Below are 21,280 nucleotides of genomic sequence, written 5' to 3' on the forward strand. Positions count from 1 at the left end.
GATGCTCCTAACGTTGCAGTTGAGCGGCTGCGTCGACGAGTTCCGGTGGGGCGCCCGCGAACACCAATCGGTCGGATCGTACGTGGTAGAACGCAGCCCCCACGCGCTCCGGTTCGAGCCCGCGCGCCTCAGCCCAAGCGCGACGATACACCGCTAGCTGCAGTTCGTCGGCGGGACTGTCGAACGTTTTCCAGTCGACGACGAGCTCGTCGAATTCCCCTTCCCAACGATAGACAGCATCTATGCGGCCACGAATCTGGAAGCCTCCAACGACCATCGAAAAAGGCACCTCACACGCCAACGGGGTACGCTCGGCAAATCTTCCGCGTTCAAACGCGTCAATGAGCGTTTGCAGCGCGGGCGGTTGGCGCTCGAACTCGTCGAATCCGCTCGGCATCTCGAAGCGACGTTGCACCCAATCATGGAAGGCCGTTCCAAGCGACGCCGCTGAGGACGGCTTCCGGGGCATCCGCCGCACGAGCTGCTCCGCCAAGGCCTGCGGGTCATCGCGCAACTGCATGAGCTGCGTGGCTGACAACCCCTGCGGAAGGCGAATTTCTCGTGGCTGCTGCCGCGACAGCACGTGGGCCGCAGACTCGTCCCAGAGCCGGAACTGGCGCAGCTCCTCGTCGGCGACTCGCCCCGACTCCAGCACCCACTCGTCCGCACCATCATGCTGCTTGGCTGCATGCACGAGCGCTGCGGCCTGCGATTGTCGCTCTTGATCGTCCTCATCGCGGAGCGCGGGCCAGGCGAACGCGACCTTGGTTTCCAGTTCTGGGTTCTCGCAGCCTGTAGTGGCATCTACTGCCGTGCCTGCGTGCCGAGCTTCCTGCTCGCAAACCAGGAAATACCGCGACGGTTCACGCTCGTTCTTAGCCTGGTTCGCCCAGCGGTGGCAGGTAGCCACCAGCCGTGTTCTGGCTCTCGTTGCAGCGACGTAAGCAAGGCGATCTTCTCCGTGCTCGTGCTCGCGTTTCAGCTCCGCTGCATACTGTTTGAGTGCCGCGTCGGAATATTCCTCGAGTTGAGGAATCGAGTGGGCATCGCCGCGCAGCGGACTCGGGAGGAGTTCAGCGCGAGTTACCCAGTTCCCGCTTCTATTCGTCGAAGGAAACACCCCTTTATTCAGCGCTGGGAGGAAGACGTGGTCCCATTCGAGACCTTTCGCGGCGTGCACCGTCGCGAGCTTTACCGAGTTGGACTCGGAGATCACCGCCTGCTCGAGGCCCTCACCGTCCGAGGCCTCCGCGTCGAGGAAGGCAACCAACCCGGCGAGCGACGTGTCGCCTGCGATGATGGGCCTGTCACTGCAGGCGGCGATAAATGCGTCGAGCTGATCCGTCGGAAGGCCACGAGCGCGCAACTCCTCCTCGATGCCCAGCACCCGAACGACCTGCATAAGCAGGTCGTTGACGGGCTCTACAGCGTGGTTCCGCAAACGGGCAAACACGTGCATGAACGTAGTCAGCTCGTATGCTCCGGCATCGGTGAGCCCTGAGGGGCGATGCTCGGCTGCTTCGAGGAGGCAAGGCTCTCCCCCATCTGCGAGCCTCACTGCGTGCCGTCCCAGCAGCTCCAGATCAGGCAACGGAAGATTCCATCGAGGCCCGGTGAGTAGCGTGGCCAGCGATGGGTTGTCGAGCGGATCGACGAGTAATCGAAGCATCGCGACAATGGGCACGATCTCGGGCAGCCACAGCAATCCGCCCAGTCCGACGATCTCTGTCGGAACGCCGCGTGCCTGCAACCGTTGGTGCATTGCTGCGAGCAGGCTCCGGCGCCTAGAGAGCACTGCGATGTGCCTCCATTCGCAGGTGTCTTGCAGCTGCAGGATGTGCTCGGCGATGGCGTCGAGTTCTTCGTCTTCTGTGTCGAAGCGAAACGCTTCGACGGCGCCTGCCTGGGTGCCCGCAGGAGCTCGGAGCTCGACGCCCTCGTCTCCGGGAATGGTGGAGGCGAGCAGGTTGCCCACTGTGAGGATGGATGTGTGGCTACGGCGGTTCACCGACAGGGTGTGCACCGTGGCGGCACCGAACTCGTTTTGAAACTCTGGGATATTGCTCGCGGCCGCCCCGCGCCAGCCATAAATGGCCTGGTACGGATCTCCAACGGCGGTGACAGGGTGGCCTGCAAACAATGCCTTGAGCAGGGCTGCTTGTGCCGACGAGGTGTCCTGGTATTCGTCCAACAGTACGACGGCGTATTGGCCTCGCAATGCTGCCCCCACAGCCGGCACTTCGAGCGCCAGCGTGGCGGCTGTGGCGAGTTGATCTGAAAACTCGGCGACCCCTAGTTCACGCTTGTAGGCGCGGTATTCCTCGACGATACGCAGCAATTCGAGGCGTTCGCTACAGCGTTGTTCTGCTTGCAGCATCGACTTATACGGTTTGTTGTGCTGCGTGCCGTACCCCGGCGCAGCCTGGAATTGGGCCTGTGCATCCTCAGTGAAGCTCTGCACTTCCTCCGGCTCCACCAGGTTGGAGCGCATCGCGGCATCGAGTTTCCAGGCGCGTTCGATGATGGTGGGCAGGGAGTACTCCGCTAGCGCTGGGTAGGGGCCCACGGAACGGAGCACAACGTGGTGCATGAGCCTCGTGCTCGTTGCCCCCGCCACCAGCATCGGAGCGTCGTCGATGCCTGCCCTCAGGCCGTGCTCGACGACGATGCGTGCGGCGAACGCGTCGTAGGTGCTGATACTGGGGACGCCCTCATCACGACCTACAGCGCGCAGCCCAGCACGCTCGAGAGCTGCCAGGACGCGCTCTCCCAACTCGCCTGCAGCCTTGCGCGTGAACGTGAGCCCGAGAATCTCGTCGGCACGTACTTGCCCGGTGCCGACAAGCCACACCACCCGGGCTGCCATCACCGTCGTCTTGCCCGTGCCTGCACCGGCGACGATCACGCCTGGTGCGAGCGGCGCGGTCACAGCGGCAAGCTGTTCATCGCTCAGCTCGATGCCTAGCGCCTCGCACAGTTGATCGGTGGTTTCCATTAGGCCATCTCCTGAATCGCAGGGCAGTCTGAGCGGAATTCGCACATGCGGCAGGCATCACCGGGCGTCGCTGGAAACTCGCCCGTGTCCAGCACGGCCTTGGCCGATGCAAGGCGATCGTGCATCCACGTCGGGCCAACCGTCAGTGGTTCGTCCGGCAGCTGCGGAGCTGCCGTCAACGATGACTGTTCCATCACCAGTGGCATCCCGGATGCATCGAAACGCAGCATGACCAAGGCTGCCGACGCCACTGCACGAACGCCAGGGGCGAGCGCATCGAAGGCACCCGTTTGAGCAGCCAACTGGTAGAGCCCAAGTTGTACGTTCGTGGCGACAGCGTTGGCTGTGGGCTTCGAACGTGTCGTTTTGAAATCCAGAATTCGAAGCTTTGGACCTTCCTCGGTGTGGAGCAGCTCGAGTCTGTCGACGAAGCCGTGCAGCACTACTTCGCGCCCCTGCACCTCGACACGAGCCTCGAAGCCTTGCTCTACACCGAGCAATGTTGCCGATTGTTCCGGGAACCATGCCGCGAGCCGGTCGATCATGTCCTCGGCCTGCGCCCGCTCGCTGATTTCCTGCCAAGGAGCAACGAAATCGACGGTGCTCCAACGCTCGTCGAGCAACGCTCGCATGCCAGCCGAATCGAGGTCGTCTGTCTGCCCGTTCTGCGCAACCTCATGGATGAGACTGCCGAAACTCGCTGCGTGGTTGGCCGGGCGCTTGGCCCGCGCTCGTCGAGCTAGGTAATACTGGCGAGGACATGTGAGGATGTTCTCGAGCGCGGACCCGCTCAGACGCAGGGCAGTACAGCCAGCGAGTGGTGAGCGTTGCGGCGCCTGCCACCAGTTGGCCGGGTTCGCTGAGGCAATTCCTTCGGCAGCGAGACGTTGCAACCGGGCCGCTGCCCCCCTGCGCAGCACGGTGCTGCGTTCCGGGTCTGCGAGCGCCTGCCGAAGCTCACCTACGAGTGCCTGCGATGTGAGCGGACGTGCGGGAGAACCGGTGACCTCGGTGAGAGGCACACCCAACTCGGAAAGGAACCGCGAGGGCTGGAGATCGCTGCTAGCGACAGCACTCACATGGAGAGAAGTGCAGGCCCGAGCGCAGGCGAGGTAGAACAGTCGACGCTCTTCCTGCAAGTGTTCCGCGATGGTGCGCGGCTCCCCGTCAAGTAGGCGCCCAGGGTCGAGAAGCTGTCCGCCAGGGGCTGCCTGCGGCCATCGCCCTTCTTGCACGCCCACCACCCAGACGTGTTGCCATTCGCGCCCCTTGGCACGGTGGGCAGTGGTAACCAGCACACCTGTGCCGGTGATTCTTGATTCTCTCCCGGTGTCGGCGGGGATTTCTTGGCCTTCCAGGTCGCGAGCAAATTTCCATACGCCAGCGGCGCCGCTTAATACCGGCTCGTGGCTCGCGCGCTCGAAGAGTTCGACCACCGCGTCGAGATGATGGTTGGCATGCCTGTCGCCCTGTAACGCTGCCTGCTGCAGCGCCGATGGCCAACGCGTGCACGACCACACCTCCCACAGGGTATCGGCAACGCTGCGTCCTACTTCTAGCCACGAGGAGACGCGCGTTAAGGTGTCGGCTACGATTCGCGCGGTTGCCCATTCCCCTTCTGAATCAGTGCCGAGCATCTTGGCCCACACACCGTCGCCATCTTCGTGGCGCTCGAGGCGTCGCAGCGCGATGGCATCCAACCCAACCAATGGCGACAGCGCCAAGGCTCGCGCCTGATCATCAGTGGGTTCGTCACTCGAAGCAGCCAAACACAATGCGGAGAGCAGCGCCGCCACCGCCTCGTCTTCGGCGAGCACTAATTCGTCGGCAGCGACTTCCACCGGAATGCCCAGCCGGAGCAGCGCTCGCGTCAGCGGCATGAGCTGCGCCTTCCCAGCCCGTGCGATGACAGCGATGTCGGACCACGACGCTCCTGATACCACTGTCCGACGAATACCATCAGCGACGTGCGCCACCTCAGCCGATTCCGATGAACACAACTCGACGGTGACCTCGCCCTCGTCGCTGCGTACCGGCACAAGCGGCGTGCGAGCTGTGGCGGCAGCGATACGCCCGCGTAGCACATTGAGGCTGCTTGCAACAGCGACTGCGTGACGGTGGTCGTGGACAAGCTTCATGATCCGCGAAGGTTCGAGTTTCGTGAGGCTCAGCATGCCTTGTGAGGTGGCGCCACGAAATTCACTGACCACCTGGTCGGGATCACCAAACACTGTGACGGGAATGCCGAGCATGGCGAGATCGCCGAGCAGAGCGGTTTGCGCTGGATCGAGGTCGTGTGCGTCGTCGACGAAAACCTCGCGGATACGTTCGCGTACCATGCCGCTGGAGGCGGGATCGTGGAGCACCACGCGGGTGCGGTACACCAACTCCGCGTAATCGAGCGTTTGCGCAAGATCGCCGACGTTGAGGTACTCGTCGAGGAAATCGGCGATGGCGGCGAGCGTCGAGCTTTGGCGTTGCTGAGCAAGACGGGCTACATCGTGTTCGTCGAGCGAACGCTGACGAATACGCGCGAGGACTTCTCGAAGCTGTCGGGCGAAACCGCGGGTTTCCAAGGCTGGCTGCAAGGATTTGGGCCATTCGGCACGTCCGTGCACGAGGAGATCGCGGATGCGTTCTTCTTGCTCTGGTGCTCTCAGTAGCGCCCATGGGAGCTGGTCGGAAGGTTCAGCCAGACGAAGTAGCCCCAGTGCTAGGCCATGCACCGTGGTGAACAGCGGTTGCGTCTGCGCTTGGCCGATGCGCCCAATTACCGTTCTGCGCAATTGTTGTGCCGCTTGTCGGGAGCCTGCCAGCACGGCGATCTCTGACAGCGACGCGCCTTCCTGCACGCGTCGAACAACGCTCTCGACAAGCGTGACCGTCTTGCCCGTACCAGGCCCACCCAGCACGCAGGTGACACCTGAGACGGGCTCACGGGCTCCGCGCTGGGAGGCATCGAGCTCGTGGCTAGGAGCTGACTGCGGGGGAAGTAACGTCCACATGCCCACTATGCAATCACGAAGCACTGACAATTTTCGTTGGGTCTAGTTGTACCGTCCGGCAGCGGTTGCCTCACTCGCACACCGAGTCGGCGCGCCGCGCTGGGCAGGCGACCCCTTAATGCCATTAGATTGAGAACACCGTAACCGTTTGTGAGCCAGGAGATGTGATGTCGAAGTCAGAGCGCTCTCATTACACCCGGATGCCCGCCCCCTGGGTAGCCGGCTGCAGTGACGTCGGGCTCCGCCATGCGTCGAACCAAGATGCCCTCTGTATCGCCGTGCGAGACATGGACGACGATCGCACCGCGCTCATCGCGGTAGCTGACGGAGTATCAACCGCCACAGGCTCTGAGATCGCTTCGTCAGTCGCCGTCGAACAGTGCGTGAATGTACTGCAAGAACGCCTCGCGCAGGGCCTGCCTGAGAACGTCGCACTAGTGCAGGCCTTCTCCGAGGCGCATCGCCACGTGCTCGACGCCACCGTCGACGGGAAGCCCTCTGCCTGCACGCTGATCGCCGCGTATGTGCGCACCGGAACAATATCCATCGCCAACGTTGGTGACTCGAGGGCGTATTGGGTAGCCGACGACGGCACCTGCACGCTGCTCAGTACCGACGATTCGATGGCGCAGGCACGCATCATGCTCGGCATGTCACGCGACGACGCAGAACAAGGCGACCACGCGCACGCCATCACCAAATGGCTGGGGCGCGACGCGACCAACGTCACGCCATCGGTCACCACCCACCATCCCGCCGCGGGAGGCTGGCTGATCTTGTGCACGGATGGTCTATGGAATTACGCGAGCGCGCCGGAGGCCATGGCGACGGTGTTTCAAGAGGTTCGGACTCGTTGCGAGCAACCCAGCGATATCGCCAAGGGACTTGTCGATTGGGCTAATCAACAAGGCGGCAAAGACAACACCACGGTCACGATCGCCCGCCTCGACGTTTGACCCAGCTCGCTAGTGTGAATCAGGGCATCACTCACTCACGTACATACAAGGAGCATCATGGAAATCAAGCTCGGCATCGCGCATGTTGCCAGAGAGATTGCGCTCGAGACGCAGGAGTCTCCCGACGAGATCAGCAACCGCCTGGCCTCGGCTGTCGAATCCAACGGAATCTTCGAACTCGCAGACGACAAGGGGCGCAAGATTCTCATCCCCGCAGATCGTGTGGGATATGTGGAGCTGGGTTCTCCCAATGCCAGGCCTGTGGGCTTCGGTCGCGTCTGACCCGTCCCGCAAGCAGACGCTGATAGGATCGAGTTCGGGGCAAATTGCCCGGAGATGCGCATCAGCGCACCGCGTTGTTCGAACAAGAGGTTGAACCCTGACTGAGCAGGCAGCAAACGACACATTCCTGGATCTCGGCGTCGCCGAACCCATCGCAGAGGCACTCGCTGCCGAGGGCATCGTGAAGCCATTTCCCATCCAGGCACTCGCCGTCCCCCTCGCGCTGGGAGGCACCGATCTCATTGGGCAAGCCCGAACCGGCACCGGCAAGACGCTGGCCTTCGGAACCGTGATGCTGCACCGGCTGGAAGCGCTCGCGGAAGACCACGCGCCAACGCACGGCAAGCCGCGCGGGCTCGCAGTGTGCCCCACCCGAGAGCTCGCGCTCCAGGTTGGCCGCGACCTCGAGACAGCCGGGAAGAACCTCCATACACGCGTGCTGACAATCTACGGCGGCACCGGCTACGACGACCAGCTTCAAGCACTTGACAAGGGCGTAGATGTCGTGGTTGGCACTCCCGGGCGCCTACTCGATCTCGTCCAGCGTCGCGCGCTCGATCTTTCCGAGATCCAGGTGCTCGTGCTCGATGAAGCCGACGAGATGCTCGACCTCGGATTCCTCCCTGACGTGGAACGCATCATGGACGCCACCCCTAAGTCGCGCCAGACGATGATGTTCTCTGCGACGATGCCTGGCCAGATCCTCTCCCTGGCTCGCTCGCGTTTGAACCGCCCGATCAACATCCGCGCCGAAGGGGAAAACGCTCAGGCGACGGTGCCGGACACCGTGCAGTTCATCTATCAAGCCCACCAGCTCGACAAGCCAGAAGTGGTCTCACGCATCATCCAGGCCAAGGATGCGGGCAAGGTGATGATCTTCACGCGCACGAAACGCGAGGCCCAGCGCCTCACGGAGGATTTGGTGGATAGAGGCTTCCCAGCCGCATCCATCCACGGTGACCTCAACCAGAGCGCCCGCGAGCGCTCCCTAAAGAAGTTCCGCCAGGGCACCATCCGAGTGCTCGTTGCCACCGACGTCGCTGCCCGCGGAATTGACATCACCGGGGTGACGCACGTTGTGAACTACGAGTGTCCCGATACCGATGCCACCTATGTGCACCGCATTGGCCGCACCGGCCGGGCTGGGCATAACGGTGTGGCAGTCACCCTCGTCGACTGGGCGGATGTGCATCGCTGGAAGCTCATTGACCAGGCTCTCGAGCTGGGCAAGCCGGAGCCTGTGGAGACGTACTCGTCGTCGCCGCATCTATACTCTGATCTTCACATCCCAGAAGGCACGAAGGGGCGCATCGCTACCGCGCCTCCCAAGCGAGACAAGAACGCGGAGAAACCACACGGACAGCGGGAGCGTCGTCGTACTCGTTCTTCGAAACCTCGACGACGCAGGCGCGTGCGCAACGGCGTCGAGGTTGTTCGCGAGCCACACGACAAGGCGCAGCCGCCGTCGCAGTGACGGCGGCTGGCGGTAGGACTTAGTAATACACCATCTGCATCGCAGCACGGACCTCATCCAAGGTCCGTGCTGCGATGTCGCGTGCGCGCTCGTTGCCCGCTCGCAGCACGCTGCGAAGGAAGCTCGGGTCTTGTGCCAGCTCCGCGCGGCGAGCCCGAATGGGTGCAAGGTATTCGTTGAGCGCTTCGGTGACGAGCTTCTTGAGGCCGCCGCCTCCAGCATCGCCGAGCTCTGCGGCAACGTCCACGGGGTCGCGGTCGAGTGCGAGGGCCGCAATGTTGACCAGGTTGGATACCTCGGGACGCTGCTCGGGTTCATAGGTGATGTGACGATCGGAATCGGTCACAGCGCGCTTGATCAGCTTGGCGGTTTCGTCGGCGGTGAACCCGATCTCGATGGTGTTGTTCCGCGACTTGCTCATCTTGGTGCCGTCGAGGCCGAGCACAGTTCCGGACTTACTTAGCAACGCTTCGGGCTCAGGGAATACTGGCACTGCCTCGTCGGCACGTCCGTAGCGCTCGTCGAACCGCCTGGCGATGACGCGGGCTTGCTCAAGGTGCGGCAGCTGATCTTTACCAACCGGCACGAGATTGGCTTTGCAAAACAAGATGTCAGCCGCTTGATGCACAGGATAGGTGAGCAACAGCCCCGACATGGGGCGCCCATCCGTGGCCTCCAGCTCCGTCTTCACCGTCGGGTTGCGACGAAGCTCGGCATCGGTGGCGAGGGACAAGAAAGGCAGCATGAGCTGATTCAGTTCTGGCAGTGAAGAATGCGTGAAAAAGGTGACTTCCTCCGGGTCCAAACCCACCGAGAGATAGTCGGTCAACAGCGAGTAGATGCGCTCCCGGATGGGCCCCACGCCATCGCGATCAGTGATGACCTGGTAATCAGCGATAAGCACCATCGTCTCGACGCCCGCGTGCGCCAATCGCACCCTATTCTGCAGCGACCCAAACAGGTGCCCGATGTGCAGGTTCCCCGTGGGGCGGTCGCCCGTCAGGATCCGGAACTTGGTGGGATCCTTGGCGATCTCCTGTTCAATGGCTTGGCTGCGTTGCGTGGAACGTGCGAGCGATGCTTCCGGATCGAAGTGGGTCGAAGTCGTCATGCGCTCCAGGGTAGCGTCTCGCATCGACTTCGTGCCCACACGTTTAGATGACGCCGCCTCGCCTGCGGATCCGAGCGATCAATTCATTGTAGGCCTGCACCCTCGTCGTGTTGCAGCCGAGTTCGTGGTTGACCTTCCCTGTGCCGTGGTAGTCCGACGATCCTGTGCGGATGAGCCCGAGCCGGCCGCCCATCTGGAACAGCAGTTCCCGCACCTCGGGAGTGTGGTCCTGATGTTCTACCTCGATGCCGTCGAGCTGGTGCTCGTGGATGAGCCGCTCCAGCACCTCGGCGGTGAGCACCTCTCGGCATCCGCGCGACCACGGGTGAGCGATTACCGCAACCCCGCGGGCGCCGTGGATCAGATCGATCGCTTCCTCCAGCGGACAGGCATAGCGTTGCGCGTATCCCGGCTGCCCTTCCCCAATCCACGTTTGGAAGGCCTCCGTCCGACTTGCCACGACACCTTTTTGCACCAAGATGTCGGCTACGTGCGGGCGCCCCACCGCCGACGCGTCTCCCGCGTGGTCGTACACTTCGTCGATCGTGATATCGATGCCCGCGGCCCGCAGGTTATCGATCATGCGCGGCAGGCGTTCCGTCCTTCCGGCGCGAATGCGAGCCAACTCAGCTTTCAAGTCGGCATTGCGCGGGTCACAGCCGTAGCCGAGCAGGTGAACCGATTTGCCCTGAAATTTTGTCGACATTTCGAGCCCATTCAGCACTCGGAGCCCCGACCGTTTTCCTGCCTCCTGTGCTTCCGTCACACCGGCGAAGGTGTCGTGGTCCGTCAACGCCACGACGTCCAGCCCTGCAGCGATGGCTTTTTGCACCAACATGGTTGGTGAATCTGTGCCGTCCGAGACATTCGAGTGAGTGTGCAAGTCGATCCGCATGCCCCCATGGTAGTTGTCCGCGCTCGCCCGCACGCAGAGTCTGCATTTTCCGTGTAGAACGGGCACGTGCGGACCACTAGAGTAGTGGCATGAAACTAGCCTTTCAGCACTCCTACCCAGCTCCTCCCCGCGACGTCGCTGCGCTCCTGCGCAACGAGGCATTTCTCGACGACGTGGCCCAGCACGCTGGTGCGGTACAACACACTGTCGTGACTGGCGATGTTGGTACGCGCATTGATATGACGCTGCCAGCACCCGACCACGTGCAGAAAGTCCTGGGCAAGACAGTGAAGGTTTCGATCCTCCTGGCTTTCTCCGACGAGACCTCGGACGGCACCATTCCAGGGACGATGAATGTCGACGTGCCCGGCATGCCCGTCGAAGCGCGTGCTACATCGAAACTGGTGCCGACGAGCACAGGCACTGTGGGCGACTACGCCGGGGAGCTCAAGGTCAAGATTCCGCTCGTGGGCAAGAAGGTCGAGGCGCAGGTGGAGCCCTTTATTGTCCAGGCGTTTGCAGGCATGGAGAAGCGTGCCCACGTGTGGCTGACACGCTGACTGCGTAACTAGCCGCGTCGATACTCCACGACATCGTTCCACAGCAGGTCGTGTTCTTGTAGTAAGGCTTGCACCTCGGGCAGGCCCCAAGCGTCGTCGATACTCGCACCTGCGGGCACCGTCGGCAGCTCAACCCCTGGGGCGTCTTCGAACCAAGCCGTCATAGCCTCAGGTGAGCAGCGCACGAGCAGACATTCGCCGTTCTGTGAATCTTCGCCCGCCTCGACGAGTGCTGCATCGACTTCCGCGACGATGACCACGCGCTCGCCGAATTCGATCAGCCCTGAAATGGACGCCAACACCATGGCGGCGTACTCGGCGTCTTCGGACATGTCTGAGGTGTACCCCAACTCGTCGAGCAGGTCCGGCGTCACGGTAAACGCGCGGCGTTGCTCGACGGGAACCGCCCCGGTGAGCATGGGGAGCTCTGCGGCGGCGACGGGAATGAACACAAGCTTTCTGGCCACACACCAAGCGTAGGCGCACTTCCGCTCACCACGCCCCAGCCACGCGCCAATGTGGGCACTCGTTGATAGGTTTGCTCCTGTACGGTCAACCGACCCGAAGAAAGAGATGTGGATGTTTCGCAGGACGTTCCTTGCCGCTGCCGGCTCGATGCTGATCTTCACCGCGTGCGGCAATGGCCGCTCCGCCGACCCAGTGACAGTAAACCTCGACGTCCCCGAGGGTGGCATCGCGACGCCTATCAAGCAGTCGGTTCCGCTCGGATCCGAGCTAACCCTGATCGTAACGACGGCCTACGACGACGACATCCACGTCCATGGCTACGAGCACTCGTTCTCCACGAAAGCCGGTGAACCGCACGAGATTACTTTCACCGCCAACATGGCTGGTGCCTACGAAATCGAAAGCCATGGCGCCAATCAGGTGTACATGAAGTTGGTGGTGGAATGATTCTCCTCCACGGAATCGCGTCCCGATCTGACCTTCCGCTTCCCTTCTGGCTCGTCCTGCTGGCCGCAGCCGTGGTGTTGTTCGTCACGTTCTATTTTCTGTTCTTCGCGTGGAAACGCTCACGCTTTGAAGACGATGATGGCGTGCCCATGCCACGTCTCACCAAGGCAATCGACAGTCTTCCCGGACGCGTCATCGCTCGCACCCTCGTGGGGGCGGTCTGGATTCTCAGCGCGGTTGCGCTTATTTTCGGCGCCGACCGTATCGACAATCCCGTGGTTGGCTTCATCTACGTCTGGCTGTGGGTTGGGCTCGTAGTGTTTTCCGTCTTTCTAGGCAAGGCGTACAAGGCGACGAACCCCATCCGCACGCTGCTCGCCTTCCGCGGCAGCGCGGCGGTGGCTCCCGACGGTGCAGGTTCCCGCGCCCCCGCGGCACTCGCTCTCGCGGGCTTCCTCTACATGGAGCTCGTACTCCCTCAAGGCATCACTTTGCCGGCCCTGCGCATTGCGGCTGGGCTGTGGTTGGCGTGGTGCATCATCGGATTCTTCGTGCGCCCGCACTGGATTGAACGGGCTGACCCATTCGAGGTGTACGGCACGACGGTGGCCAGCCTGTCACCGTGGAAACGCAAAGACGGCGTCGTGCAACGGATGAATCCGGTGCGCAACCTTGCCAGCTGGACCCCGCCCACGGCGACGTACACCGTCGCGGTGGTGCTGCTGGGAGGTACCGCATTCGATGCCATGTCCAACACGCCGCGCTGGCAACGCATGGTTCAAGACGTGTCCACGCCCGCGTGGGTGCTGGGCACCATCGGCCTGGCCGCTACGATCGCACTCGTCACGGCCCTCTACGCACTTGGCTGCAAGTTCCTCGATGAGGGCGAAGGGCTGCGCTCCACCATGAACCGCCTCTCCCCCGGCTTGGTGCCGCTGATCGTCGGGTACTGCCTAGCCCACTACGGCACCTACCTGTATTTGGAGGGGCAGCGCACAGCCATCCGATTCAACGATCCACTCGGCACGGGGCAGAACTGGTTCGGGTTCGCAGAAGCAGGCCCCAACGTCGACCTGTTCGCATTTCCCACCTTCGTGGCTTGGTGCCAGGTGCTACTCATCGTTGGCGGGCACGTGCTTGGCGTCGTCGTCACACACGACGTCGCCCTGCGCCGCCCAGCAGGCAAGGTGATGACACGGCAGCTGCCGCTGCTGCTCGTGATGGTGGTATTCACCGTCGGTGGATTGCTGCTCATGTTTGGTGGGAGTTAACTGGCGTTCTCGGCCTGACCGCAGGGTCAGAAGAAAGTGTTGTCCGACGGTTTGTAGTACCTAGTTTTTGGGCTGCCCTCACGCTTAGCGTGGACGCATGCTTCTCAAAACCATTGCACATGCCGGCGCTCAGCGCCCCCGTATCGCCGGGTCACCCCCGCCTCGTCAAGCGATCGCACTCGCTACCGCCGTCCTCGAGTCGCTCTTCGGCCGACGCCCCCTCCACCACCTACGCCAACACCTCAGCACACACGCGTTTCAGAGCTTGGCGGAGGGTAGAGAGTCAGGTCGGTTCCTGCGGTCGACCATCGGCTCCTGGCGATGCCAAATGCCAACGTCAACAGCCGCCGAGGTCTGCATCAGAGTGTCACTGCACGGGCGATGGCTCGTGTGCGTGATGCGTCTGGATTTCCTCAACCAGTGGCGCTGCTCCGAATTTCGCATCCTCGGCGCGTGAAGCCCACACGCGAGACGGCATGCGGTGCTGGCGTCACCGCTTGGCGCCGTGGCAGATCTTGTACTTCTTACCAGAACCGCAGTAGCAAGGCTGGTTGCGGCCGGGCTTCTTCTGCGCGGTCGCCTGCACAGAAGACTTCGTGGCCTCACCAGATTCGTCCGGAGCGGAGTACTGCAGCGAGCGGCGTTCCGTCTCCTTGCGCTCCAGGCCCTTCGCAAGCGGTGCAGCCCCAGTGCCGGCTGGAGCCCCGTCGTTCGCATCGCCTGCCTCGGTTTCACCTTCAGCGTCGTCTTGTTTCGGCACCTCGAGGTGGAACAAGAAGCCGGTGACTTCCTCCATGAAGGCGCCCATCATGGCGTTGAACATGTCGCCACCCTCACGCTGGTATTCAGTGAGGGGGTCACGCTGAGCCATGGCGCGCAGCCCGATACCGTCGCGCAAGTAGTCCATCTCATAGAGGTGTTCACGCCATTTACGGTCGAGCACCGTGAGCAGCACCTGCCGCTCGAGTTCGCGCATGCGCTCCTCGCCGATCTCTTCCTCGCGGCGATCATAGGCCTGATCGACATCGTCGACGAAGCGCTCCACCATGCCTGCCTGGTCGGGCAGATCGTCCTCAAGTTCATCGAGCGAGATGCTCACCGGGTAGAGCGTCTCAAGCTCAGTCATCATCTGCTCGAGATCCCAGTCCTCCTCGAAGCCTGAGGTGTGCTCGATCACCACGTCGGAAACCAGACGCTCGGCCGTCTTGCGAAGCTGCGGAGACACGTCGACACCGTCAAGCACGCGCCGACGGTCACCGTAGATGGCGTGACGTTGACGGTTCATGACATCGTCATACTTCAAGACGTTCTTTCGCATCTCGAAGTTTTGGCTCTCCACCTGTTTCTGGGCACCCTCGATCTGTTTGGAGACCATCTTGGAGTCGATGGGCATGTCGTCGGGCACGTTGAGCATTGTCATCGCACGCTCGAGCAGCTCGGGTCGGAACAGGCGCATCAGGTCATCGGCTAGCGACAGGTAGAAACGAGATTCTCCGGGGTCCCCCTGACGGCCTGAGCGGCCGCGCAGCTGATTGTCGATGCGCCTCGATTCGTGGCGTTCGGAGCCGATGACGTAGAGACCACCGGCCTCTTTGACTTCATCGTGTTCGCTGGCGACCTGCTCCTCGAGCGCCTTCAGCGTGTTCGGCCACTGGGCTTCGTACTCTTCGGGCGTCTCGACCGGGTCAAGGCCCTGCTTGCGAAGCTGCAGGTCAGCGAGAAACTCGGGGTTACCGCCGAGCATGATGTCAGTACCGCGGCCCGCCATATTTGTCGAGACCGTCACCGCTCCCTTGCGGCCCGCCTCTGCCACAATCGACGCCTCGCGCTCGTGATACTTCGCGTTGAGCACGTTGTGCGGGACGTTCGCGCGCTTCAGCATTGCCGAGAGCAGCTCCGACTTCTCGACAGAGGCGGTGCCGATCAGGATGGGCTGACCAGCTTCGTGGCGTTCTACCACATCGTCGATGATGGCTTGGAACTTTGCCTCTTCCGTCCGGTAGATCAGGTCGGGGTTGTCGATGCGGATCATCGGCATATTCGTCGGAATCGAAATGACGCCCAGGCCGTAGATCTTCTGGAACTCCGATTCCTCGGTTTTTGCGGTACCCGTCATACCCGCGAGCTTGTCGTACATGCGGAAATAGTTCTGCAGGGTGATGGTGGCGAGCGTTTGATACTCGTCTTTGATCTTGACGGATTCCTTCGCTTCGAGCGACTGGTGCAGACCATCGTTGTACCGGCGCCCTTCGAGGGTGCGGCCGGTGTGCTCATCGACGATCAGCACCTCATCCCCAGCAACGACATAGTCTTTATCGCGCTTGAACAGTTCCTTGGCCTTGATAGCGTTGTTCAGGTACGAAATGAGCGGCGTATTCGCGGATTCGTAGAGGTTGTCGATGCCGAGGCGGTCTTCCACCTTCTCGATACCGGAGGCAAGAATCGAAATGGTGCGCTTCTTCTCGTCAACCTCGTAATCTTCGTCACGGGTGAGGGTTTTCACCATGCGCGCGAAGACGGGGAACCATTCCTTCGAGTCCTGTGCAGGGCCCGAGATAATGAGCGGCGTACGGGCTTCGTCGATGAGAATCGAGTCAACCTCGTCGACAATGGCGTAGTGGTGGCCGCGCTGCACCATATCTTCTTTGCGTAGGGCCATGTTGTCGCGCAGGTAGTCGAAGCCGAACTCGTTGTTGGTGCCGTACGTGATGTCGGCGGCGTAGGCGTCGCGTCGCTGCGCCGGTGTCATCTGCGCCAAGATGGCGCCCACGCGCAGCCCGAGGAAGTGGTGGATTCTACCCATCTGCTCTGACTGGTACTTGGCGAGGTAATCGTTCGTAGTGACGATGTGCACGCCCTTGCCTGACAGCGCGTTGAGGTAGCTCGGCAACGTAGCGACCAGCGTCTTGCCTTCGCCTGTCTTCATCTCGGCGATATTGCCCCAGTGCAGTGCGGCGCCGCCCATGAGCTGCACATCGAAGTGGCGCTTGCCGCTCACGCGCACCGACGCCTCACGCACCGCTGCAAAGGCCTCCGGCATGATCTTGTCGAGCGACTCTCCGTCGGCCACCCGCTCCTTGAATTTGTCTGTTTCAGCTCGGAGTTCCGCGTCGGAGAGGGCCTGAAAGTCTTCTTCGATCGAATTGACTTGGTCTGCCACCTTTTGCAGCTTCTTCAACTGCGAACCAGAGCCCAAGCCGCTCAGGAATTCCATGAAACCCACGTCGAGTGTCCTTCGATTGCACAACAGATGCCTTGGCCATCCTAGCGCCGTCGCGCAATACCGTAGAAATGTTCACGGGCGTCCGGCGTGACTACGCCGAACGCCCGTGAACGAGCACATTGTTGTAAGGTCACTTGTCGACGTTCAGGTGGATGACACCATAGTTGTACGCCTTCCGCCGGTAGACCACTGATGGTCTGCCCGTCTCGGCATCCTCGTAGAGGAAGAAGTCGTGCCCGACGAGTTCCATCTCGTCGAGGGCCTGCGCCAGCGTGAGCGGCACCGCATCGAATTCCTTCTCGCGCACCACTAGCGGGCCATCGCCCGTGACCACAAGGCCGGCCACTTCCTGCTGTGGCACCGCATCGTCATCGTGTTGCTCCGACATCGCCGGGAGCGGAGGCATCTCGCCTGTCGCAGAACGAAGCCCGCGGTGGTTCTTGCGTCGGTCTGCCGCCTTCCTGAGCTGCGTCTTCAGCCGATCCAGCGCCGCTTCAAAGGCGAGCATCTTGTCGGACGAACGCCCTTCTGCCCGAATGACGGGGCCTTTGCTGCGCAGGGTGATTTGAACAACGACGGCGTCCTCAGGATCCTTGGTGGCCTCACGGGCGTGAAATTCGACCTCGGAGCGGATGACCCGATCCCGCAGCTTTTCAACGGTTTCGAGCCGTTGGGCAACGGCTTCTTTCAACTCGGGGCTGAGGTTGCAGTGCCGGCCGGTGACGACGATGTCCATGACTCCTCCATGAGTAGAAAACGCGAAACCGCAAAGTTCAGTGATGTCGCTGAGCTCTGCGGTTGTTCCATATGACAACGTTACCGCCTACTTCCAAAGCTGGTGACGACGATTGTGAATTTGTTCACGATTGCGCTGGTTTATCGACGTTCGCGATCACTGCGGCGGCGAGCACGTCGACACCCGAGCACTCCAAAGCCCGAATGCCCTCTGCGAGCGAGGCGCCGGTGGTGACGATGTCGTCCACGACGACGACCCTGCCAATATGCATCGTCGAGCGCATCGAAGCGCGCATGTTCTGGCTTCGGGATGCTCGACTGAGCTCAAGCTGATCGGCTCCCCTTGAACTTCGACGAAGCCCGCGGCGGCTGCGGAGCCCCGTCGCACGTGCCGCTGCACCCGCCAGGCGAGCTGCATGATCGAAGCCTCTAGCCCGTACCGCACTCGGGCGCGACGGGATGGGCACCAACCACGTATCGCTGGGCAGCTGCAACGCTTCGACCGCCACGGCGAGTCGGTTCGCTAGCGCTCGCTCGATGTGTAGCGCGCCATCATCCTTGTAGCGGGGAATGATGTTGCTCAGATGGGGGCGATACGGGTTGGCCGCCATGATCGTCGGCACACCGGCGCGCTCGACGAGGGTCGGGGCGACGTCGAGAGCCAGCGCACATTCGGGGCACAGCCCCCAGCGGGGCTGGTCACACCCAGGACACTGCGCGCCGAGCAACAGATCTGCGAGGGCATCGATGAGGTTCACACTCCTTTAGTGTGTCCACTCACCCTTGCCGATTTGCATTCTCCACAGGACGGTTATCCGAATCAACCAGCGAACGCCAAATCGGTTACCTTTACGTCGACGTGCGCCCAGCGATTGGGTGCGGTGTACCGCCATACCGCACCGCCACTGCCACGCAATGCGATCAGGCCACCACCTTGACGAGGTAACGCGGCGACACTTTGGATGGGTTCGCGGAAACTACCGATCTCCTCGACGAATGCCCCATCCGCACTGACGACGACCACACCCCAGCTCTCATCGATATCCCCTGTAAGCACAAGTGTGGATTCCGAGTTCCATTGCACATCATCAATACGCGTGATCGATTGTCCGCTCGGGCCCGTGGGCGGTAGCTCCTGCCACCTGTCGAGCACACCAGGACTCGAAGCCACCATCAGCCCGAGGTGAGTACTTCCGTTGCGCTCCCCCACGACAGCCGCCACGGCACCAGTCTGGTGCATCGAGAATCCTCGCAGAGCCATGCTTGCAGGCAACCGGACCTCCATCACCTCCACTTCGTGCTGCGCGGACACCCGGAACATTCGGGTCATGCCTTGCGCGTCGTCGCCAAGCGCATAGAAGTAACCGAGCGCCCACTGCCCTCCGTGAATCTTCGTGAATCCCGGCTGGATAGGAGTCAGCGCGTCGTCACTAAGGCCGACGGACACGGTTTGACGGTCGGCCCCGATCAACGCGGTATGAGTACCATCAATCGAGATGGCCACCTCCGCCGACGGAGGCAACTCGCCGCCCAAGGGAACGAAGCGCCCGTGGTCATTCAGCGTTCCAGGCGTGTGATCTTGCACCGCGAACAAATCCTGCGACAGCGTCCGAGACAGCACGGAATACCCTTGCTGCGTTGCCAGTTCGAGCACGCCATCGGCGCTTTGCCCGGGCAGGGCGAATTGGATGCCGTCGACGGTGACCTTCAGCGCCGTGACGCGTGGCACAGACGTCAGCGACCACAGCAGCTGCGCTCCGAGGCGCCGTCGCTGCTCCGGCGGCATTGACGGCGCTATCCCAGTGAGATCCACCGTCGCTACTCCGTCCTCGTCAACGCTTGCGCCACCAGCGCCGAGCTGCACTCCTGATGGGATGGTGTTGCGCACGACGTTGGCCATGCGTTCAGAAGGTCCTCGCAGCACGGCCTCCACGATTCGGCCAGGCGATACTTCCGTTTCTGGAATGATGAGCAGGTCGGGTACGCCAACTTCGTTATCTAGCGCGGAGAAGTAGATGGTGACCTGCCGATAGTTCCGGGCGAACAGGTATCTGGAGAGCAGCACGCCGTCGGATGGATTACTGATGCGCCACTGCCCCTGTTCTTTCACGAGTCCAAAGTCGTGCCTCAGCGGCTCTCCGATCGGCTGGAAGCGGTCAGCATCATCGATTTCGCCAAGCAGCACGCCTTGGAGGAGATAATGATCGTCGGCTTCTATCACGGACCCCTGGAACACCTGCGTTGGCCGTTCAGGCGCCCACTGCTGAGCGGCTTCAGCGGTGAGATAGGCGCGTGCTGTGCGATACGTGGCGTCGCCTTCAGACATGGCCAGTAGGAAGCCTTCGATGATCTGCGCAGGTTCGTCATCGCCTCGCGGGGGTTGCGGGGCAATCTCGATGCCCGCCGGATCTTCCGGAATCGGAACCTCTTCGATGGGGCCTTCCGTGGGAATCGACGCGCAGCCCGTACATACCAGCAAGAATGTGAGAAGCAGTATCCGCAATCTCATTCGTGGCTCCCTTCATCGAAAGTAGGCGAGACGGGAAGTGGCGACACGAGCACGTTGTGGTTGCGGGTTCGGGGCAAGGTGAGGCGAAATTGCGCCCCTTCCCCGGGCCTTCCCCATGCCGAGAGCCAGCCACGATGGAGTTTGGCATCCTCCAACGCGATGGACAGCCCAAGCCCGGTGCCCCCGACTACGCGGGTTCGGGCGGGGTCGGCACGCCAGAATCGGTCGAATACCTTCGCAGATTGATCGCAATCGAAGCCGACGCCGTGATCGCGTACCGTTAACGCGACGGTGTCCTCATCGGCAGCGACCGTCACCTCGACTGGTTTGCCTTGCCCGTGGTCGATCGCGTTGCTGAGAAGATTGCGCAATATTCGCCGCACGCGGCGATCATCGAGTTCGGCACGAGTATCGTCGCTCAGCACGCGCAGCCGTAGCTCGATGCCTTGGCGTTCGGCAAGCGGGCGTTGAGCCTCTATTTCCTCCTTGACGAGCTGCGAGAAATTGTGTTCGTCGAGTGCGAGCACCGCTGCGCCGGCGTCGAATCGAGAGATCTCGAGCAGATCGGCCAGCAACTCGTCGAAGCGTTCGATCTCGCTCCACATCAGCTCGATCGTGCGACGTGATTCGGCGCCGATGTCATGGCGGCTGGCGTACAGCAGGTCTGAGGCCATTTTGATGGTGGTGAGTGGCGTGCGGAGCTCGTGCGACACGTCGCTCACGAACTGGCGTTGCACAGCCGACAGGCTCTCGAGCTGACGGATGCGAGTCTGGAGTTCGCCTGCCATCTGGTTCATCGAGGAGGCGAGCGCTTGAATCTCGACGGTGCCTCGTTCTTCCATGCGTTCATCGAGCTGGCCAGAAGCGAGCCGCAGCGCGGTGACGCTCGCGCGTCGAATCGGCGTCACTGCCTGCCAGGTCACGGCGTAGACAATGACGAGCATGGCGCCCAGCAGCAACGTGAAGCTGACGATCACGGCATTCTGGATGAGCCGAAGGGTTTGGCTTTCTGCTGTCATGGGGAAGACGTAGTAGACGGGAACTCGCTCGTTCGTCGCGGTGATGAGGCTTGCCCCAATCACGAATCCGGGTTCGCTTTCCTTGGCGGGATCAGCCCAGTGCACGGAGGTCGGGGTGATGTACATGCCGTCGACTTCATGCACCTTCGCGGCCAACGCTGCTGGCACGGATGACGCCTCGAGGCCGCCTGATACGAGCGTGGAGGTGGATGACTGGATCACCATCTGATACTGCGTGGTTTGCGCGCTGGTTTGTTCTGCCAGGCGGTTCAGCGCTTCCCCGACAGCCATGTTCCTGGCGTCGGATCCGCGTAGCTGCTGCTGCATGAA

17 protein-coding genes are annotated in these 21,280 nt (G+C 62.0%); 7 read left to right on the top strand and 10 right to left on the bottom strand.

Going from position 1 to position 21,280, the window contains the following annotated elements:
• Positions 1 to 7: 7 nt before the first annotated feature.
• Entirely contained in the window at positions 8 to 2,995 is a 2,988-nt protein-coding gene (locus Q0X61_RS05830) for an ATP-dependent DNA helicase (RefSeq protein ID WP_297741249.1), read from the bottom strand.
• Positions 2,995 to 6,000: an ATP-dependent DNA helicase gene (locus Q0X61_RS05835; RefSeq protein WP_297741251.1), complete on the bottom strand. Its 3,006-nt coding sequence runs from the start codon at positions 5,998 to 6,000 to the stop codon at positions 2,995 to 2,997. The genes Q0X61_RS05830 and Q0X61_RS05835 overlap by 1 nt, the downstream gene beginning before the upstream one ends.
• A 167-nt stretch (positions 6,001 to 6,167) precedes the next feature.
• Between Q0X61_RS05835 and Q0X61_RS05840 the strand changes: the two genes are divergently transcribed.
• The 3 genes from Q0X61_RS05840 to Q0X61_RS05850 all read left to right on the top strand — a co-directional run bounded on the left by Q0X61_RS05840 (position 6,168) and on the right by Q0X61_RS05850 (position 8,712).
• Positions 6,168 to 6,956: a PP2C family serine/threonine-protein phosphatase gene (locus Q0X61_RS05840; protein WP_297741253.1), complete on the top strand. Its 789-nt coding sequence runs from the start codon at positions 6,168 to 6,170 to the stop codon at positions 6,954 to 6,956.
• Between the two features lie 57 nt (positions 6,957 to 7,013).
• Positions 7,014 to 7,238, top strand: coding sequence for a DUF3107 domain-containing protein (locus Q0X61_RS05845; protein WP_297741255.1), 225 nt, complete (start codon positions 7,014 to 7,016; stop codon positions 7,236 to 7,238).
• A 97-nt stretch (positions 7,239 to 7,335) separates the two neighbouring features.
• Positions 7,336 to 8,712 (top strand): DEAD/DEAH box helicase, encoded by a 1,377-nt coding sequence (locus tag Q0X61_RS05850; protein ID WP_297741277.1) that lies wholly within the window; start codon positions 7,336 to 7,338, stop codon positions 8,710 to 8,712.
• Between the two features lie 19 nt (positions 8,713 to 8,731).
• Here the strand turns inward: Q0X61_RS05850 and trpS are convergent, their stop codons facing one another.
• Together trpS and Q0X61_RS05860 are read right to left on the bottom strand one after the other, a co-directional pair.
• A complete protein-coding gene (gene trpS, locus Q0X61_RS05855) occupies positions 8,732 to 9,823 on the bottom strand; it encodes a tryptophan--tRNA ligase (RefSeq protein ID WP_297741257.1) in 1,092 nt (363 codons plus the stop codon).
• A gap of 43 nt (positions 9,824 to 9,866) precedes the next feature.
• The gene (locus tag Q0X61_RS05860; RefSeq protein WP_297741259.1) at positions 9,867 to 10,718 is read right to left on the bottom strand and encodes a PHP domain-containing protein; all 852 of its coding nucleotides are present in this window, start codon (positions 10,716 to 10,718) and stop codon (positions 9,867 to 9,869) included.
• 89 nt (positions 10,719 to 10,807) lie between these two features.
• Between Q0X61_RS05860 and Q0X61_RS05865 the strand changes: the two genes are divergently transcribed.
• Positions 10,808 to 11,278 (top strand): DUF2505 domain-containing protein, encoded by a 471-nt coding sequence (locus Q0X61_RS05865; RefSeq protein ID WP_297741261.1) that lies wholly within the window; start codon positions 10,808 to 10,810, stop codon positions 11,276 to 11,278.
• Between the two features lie 8 nt (positions 11,279 to 11,286).
• Here the strand turns inward: Q0X61_RS05865 and Q0X61_RS05870 are convergent, their stop codons facing one another.
• Positions 11,287 to 11,745, bottom strand: coding sequence for a DUF6912 family protein (locus Q0X61_RS05870; protein WP_297741263.1), 459 nt, complete (start codon positions 11,743 to 11,745; stop codon positions 11,287 to 11,289).
• Positions 11,746 to 11,857: 112 nt separating this feature from the next.
• Between Q0X61_RS05870 and Q0X61_RS05875 the strand changes: the two genes are divergently transcribed.
• The 3 genes from Q0X61_RS05875 to Q0X61_RS13380 all read left to right on the top strand — a co-directional run bounded on the left by Q0X61_RS05875 (position 11,858) and on the right by Q0X61_RS13380 (position 13,921).
• Entirely contained in the window at positions 11,858 to 12,193 is a 336-nt protein-coding gene (locus tag Q0X61_RS05875) for a hypothetical protein (RefSeq protein WP_297741265.1), read from the top strand.
• Positions 12,190 to 13,464 (top strand): hypothetical protein, encoded by a 1,275-nt coding sequence (locus Q0X61_RS05880; protein ID WP_297741267.1) that lies wholly within the window; start codon positions 12,190 to 12,192, stop codon positions 13,462 to 13,464. The genes Q0X61_RS05875 and Q0X61_RS05880 overlap by 4 nt, the downstream gene beginning before the upstream one ends.
• A 97-nt stretch (positions 13,465 to 13,561) precedes the next feature.
• Positions 13,562 to 13,921, top strand: a complete 360-nt coding sequence (locus Q0X61_RS13380) for an Rv3235 family protein (protein ID WP_367270712.1) — start codon at positions 13,562 to 13,564, stop codon at positions 13,919 to 13,921.
• A gap of 33 nt (positions 13,922 to 13,954) precedes the next feature.
• On the opposite strand, the gene secA is transcribed toward Q0X61_RS13380, so the two are convergent.
• The 5 genes from secA to mtrB all read right to left on the bottom strand — a co-directional run.
• Positions 13,955 to 16,678: a preprotein translocase subunit SecA gene (gene secA / locus Q0X61_RS05885; RefSeq protein WP_297741279.1), complete on the bottom strand. Its 2,724-nt coding sequence runs from the start codon at positions 16,676 to 16,678 to the stop codon at positions 13,955 to 13,957.
• A 139-nt stretch (positions 16,679 to 16,817) separates the two neighbouring features.
• A complete protein-coding gene (raiA, locus tag Q0X61_RS05890) occupies positions 16,818 to 17,423 on the bottom strand; it encodes a ribosome hibernation-promoting factor, HPF/YfiA family (protein ID WP_297741269.1) in 606 nt (201 codons plus the stop codon).
• 124 nt (positions 17,424 to 17,547) lie between these two features.
• The gene (locus Q0X61_RS05895; RefSeq protein WP_297741271.1) at positions 17,548 to 18,180 is read right to left on the bottom strand and encodes a ComF family protein; all 633 of its coding nucleotides are present in this window, start codon (positions 18,178 to 18,180) and stop codon (positions 17,548 to 17,550) included.
• A gap of 62 nt (positions 18,181 to 18,242) precedes the next feature.
• Entirely contained in the window at positions 18,243 to 19,931 is a 1,689-nt protein-coding gene (locus tag Q0X61_RS05900) for a GerMN domain-containing protein (protein ID WP_297741273.1), read from the bottom strand.
• Positions 19,928 to 21,280: MtrAB system histidine kinase MtrB (gene mtrB / locus Q0X61_RS05905; RefSeq protein ID WP_297741275.1), on the bottom strand; the 1,353-nt coding region annotated here is incomplete at its 5' end. The genes mtrB and Q0X61_RS05900, both read right to left, overlap by 4 nt.

Source organism: uncultured Tessaracoccus sp. (genome assembly GCF_947255005.1).
GTDB lineage: Bacteria > Actinomycetota > Actinomycetes > Propionibacteriales > Propionibacteriaceae > Arachnia.